General features: G+C 31.6%; 2 protein-coding genes and 1 pseudogene. All 3 read left to right on the top strand.

The window, feature by feature from the left end; translation table 11 throughout:
• Window positions 1-178 precede the first annotated feature (178 nt).
• Window positions 179-823: pseudogene (locus E5983_RS09900) on the top strand (restriction endonuclease subunit S); the annotation flags it as partial.
• A 321-nt stretch (window positions 824-1,144) separates the two neighbouring features.
• On the top strand, window positions 1,145-2,893 hold the full coding sequence (locus tag E5983_RS08735; RefSeq protein ID WP_160333453.1) for an ATP-dependent nuclease: 1,749 nt from the start codon (window positions 1,145-1,147) through the stop codon (window positions 2,891-2,893).
• Complete coding sequence (locus tag E5983_RS08730; RefSeq protein ID WP_160333452.1) at window positions 2,893-3,552, top strand: UvrD-helicase domain-containing protein; 660 nt, start codon at window positions 2,893-2,895, stop codon at window positions 3,550-3,552. The genes E5983_RS08735 and E5983_RS08730 overlap by 1 nt, the downstream gene beginning before the upstream one ends.
• Window positions 3,553-3,586: the final 34 nt, after the last annotated feature.

The following is a 3,586-nucleotide window of genomic DNA, read 5'->3' as shown; positions in this document are numbered from 1 at the left end:
GAGGGACAATGACTTGGGCGTTTCTCTAAGGAGCCTTCGATGATTTGAGCCATACGATTGCGTCTATCTTTACGATAAATAAGCCAGTCTTCTTTGAAAGTGATGTTTAGGTCTTGAATTCCGAGTAATTTTTGAGTAACATAGTCCATATGAAGCAATTCCTATTCTGATGTTTTTTTTCACTTATCAGTTTACTAGGAATTGCTTTTTTTTGCACTCTGAATTACAAAAAAAGTTGCATGGAGAGCAAGCTTTCCACACAACTTATTATAGAACCGATTATTTGACAAAGATGAGGATTAGAGTTCCTGACAAAGGATATCAGGATAAAATTGTTAGATTATTATCAAGTATAGATAATAAAATTTTGATTAATAACCAAATCAATCAAGAATTAGAAGCTATGGCCAAAATGCTTTATGACTATTGGTTTGTCCAGTTTGATTTTCCTGATGAAAAGGGTCGACCCTATAAGTCCTCTGGTGGTAAGATGGTCTATAACGAAGAGTTGAATCGGGAGATTCCAGAAGGATGGGGAGTGGAGAAGTTGAATAGTTTTAAAGTTGTCACAGGAAAACGTGATGCTAACTTTGGAACTGAAAATGGGGAGTATGATTTTTGGACGACTGCAGATAAGCCTATAAAAGCAAATGAGTTTTCTTTTGAAGGTAAAGCAATTTTAATTGCTGGAAATGGTAATTTCTATGTGAATTTTACTGATGGAAAGTTTGAGGCTTATCAACGAACTTATGTTATTCAAAGTGATGATGATGAAATGTTGATTTTTATGTATCTAGCTTGTTTGCAGTCTGTTGAGAAATTGAGAAAAGGATCAAATGGATCTATTATTAAGTATATTACAATTAACGATGTTAACAGCATAGCCTCACCGTTTAATAGCGAGGTAGTTAATCGATTCATAGACTTTTATATGCCTACTATGGAAACCATTTTAAAGAATAAATTTCAAAACCAAGAACTTATTCAATTGCGTGATTGGTTGCTACCAATGCTGATGAATGGTCAGGTAAAAGTGTAGGTAGCTAGATTTTTTTGATTTATCTTTTATTACGGTGTTAGGTTTTCATAGAGTATCCTGGTATTGTTCTCGACTTGCTATCCTGTATAGTTAGAAAGGCATTTTATGAAGTTAAAGACTCTCTCAATCAAAAATTTTAGAAATTTTGAAGATATTTCTATTGAGTTATCCAATAAAAATGTTGTCTTTGGAATGAATGATGTTGGTAAAACCAATTTACTACATGCATTTAGATTTCTTTTGGATAGGAAGATCCGAGATAAAGGCTTTCAGGAAACTGATTTTTTTCAAAAAGATATCAATCGTGAAATAGAGATTTGTTTGGAAATTGATATTACAGATCATGTGTCAGACCTAGATTCTCAAAATATTATTTCTAAAATGGGTAAGGTGAGAGATGCTAGAAATTTAGATACAGTATTTATAAAAGTAAGGGCTGAATTTGATGAAGATGATTTTTTTGGTAATCCTGTATTATTTTGGGGGAATGTAAAGGAAGAATTACACGAGGTACCGAGGAATGGGACTTTTTATGAATTGGATAAATTATTTCACGTAGTCTATATAGATCCTCTTATTGATTTAGATAAAATTTTTGTTACGAATCGAAAGAGGATTTTTAGTAGAACAAAGACACAATCAGATGGTCAAGTACTAGAGGATATTGATAGTTTGGCAGAGCAAATCAATGAGAAAATTGCGTCTATGGATAGCGTGAGTGATTTTCAAAACATATTAACAAATGAATATAAAGGTTTAAAGAGTGAAGATATTTCTATTGTTTTACGTTCAGAGATAGTGATAAATGGTGTATTTAATGATTTACAGCCATACATTGTTAAAAACACAGATACGAATGGTAGGTTATATCCAACTTCGGGAGATGGACGTAAAAAAATGCTTGCCTACTCACTGTTAAATCATCTCACTAAAGAATTTAATAGTAATAAAGCGATTTCAATATTTTTAATAGAAGAACCTGAAAATAGTTTGCACCGCTCAATGCAAATTTCTCTATCTAAACAATTGTTTAATCAAGAAATATATGATTATTTTGTGATGTCTACACATTCTTCTGAGATGTTGTATGAAATGGACAAAGCGACCTTGATAAGGCTAAGTAATGAAGATAAAGTTATTGCTAAATCACACTTATATAGAGTTAGCAATGATTTTTCGAAATTAAAAAGGGAGCTAAATGAATCGCTGACCACTGCTCTATTTTCAGATAGAGTCTTATTGATTGAGGGACCATCTGAAAAAGTATTATTTGAAAAGGTATTATCGGAAGTTTTTCCTAATTATGAATTAGAAGGTGGTTATATTTTACAAGTTGAAGGAATTAAATTTAAACCTTATTTTAAAACATTAACTAGTCTTGGAATAAGCTGTATTGTTAGAACGGATAATGATCTTAGGGAAACAGTAATGGGGGAAAGTCAACTGTTTGAGTATATCGGATATAATAGGTGTGCAAGTTTAATGGATGATTGGGTAAATTGGGAGAAATTAGGTAACCAAGGATTCATCTATATTCCGTATGAAAAAGGAAATAGAGCGGAACAGATTAATCTTTGGAAAATTACTAATTATGCAAAAACTCAAGATATCAAGACTTTGAGACAGAACAATATTTTTTTATCAAAAATAGATTTAGAAAATGATTTAAACGAAGTTCTGTATCAAGAATTAAATGTATGGCGTAGGCAGAAGGGGGATGCTGTATCTTATTTACAAAAGAAAAAAATGCTACGCATGCTTAAGCTTTGTGATTTTTTGAAAATGAAGGATTGTGAAAAAATTTATAATCATGATTTGTTTGAATGTTTAAAGAAACTCACCGGAGAGTTATGATGAAAATAGCGGATCAACACATTCGAGATGAAATTTTAGGTCATGATGGTAGTCTTGTTGTCAGAGCTAGTGCTGGTTCTGGTAAAACGACAATGATGGTTCAAAAAATTAAGAGTGTACTTGAAGATATAACGAATCACAAAACTGTTGTAGCAACAACCTTTACTCGAAAAGCAACACAAGAAATAAGAAATAAGTATCATGAACTTGGCGGTGAGAAATCCTTTTTGGTCATAACAAACGATGGTTTTGTAGAGCAGGAGATTATAAGACCTTTTATTAATGATGCTCATAGGTTGATGAATCCAAATTTTGGAGATTTATGTTTATCTGGACTTGATGAAACAAAGGTGGATTTTAGTAAAGTTGACCTATCTGATTTCATAAATGATTATTCGAATACCCAATTTGCGACTTATGGACAGCTTTTAACCAATCTAATCGTTAATAAAAAATTAAGTAAATATTCGGATAATAATAAGAACTTCAAGTTTGAATTAGCTTTTTTTATCTTGGAAAATAGTCAAGCATGTAGAGAATACCTGGCTTCAAAATATAAAATGATTTTTATAGATGAATATCAAGATTCGGATTTGAAAATGAATGATTTATTTATGGGTGTGTCAAGAATTTTGTGTAAACTCCAAAGCAGAGTTTGAATGTGTGTATTAATCGGACAAGGAATTGTAAGGA

The sequence above is a fragment of the Streptococcus danieliae genome (genome assembly GCF_009767945.1).
Lineage (GTDB): Bacteria > Bacillota > Bacilli > Lactobacillales > Streptococcaceae > Streptococcus > Streptococcus danieliae.
Note: the sequence above shows the minus strand (reverse complement) of the source record. Positions and strands in the feature narration are given on the sequence as shown.

Bases quoted from the DNA above. Each gene is read 5' to 3' on its own strand.
- E5983_RS08735 (WP_160333453.1), top strand. From the start codon at position 1,145: ATGAAGTTAAAGACTCTCTCAATCAAAAATTTTAGAAATTTTGAAGAT.
- E5983_RS08730 (WP_160333452.1), top strand. From the start codon at position 2,893: ATGAAAATAGCGGATCAACACATTCGAGATGAAATTTTAGGTCATGAT.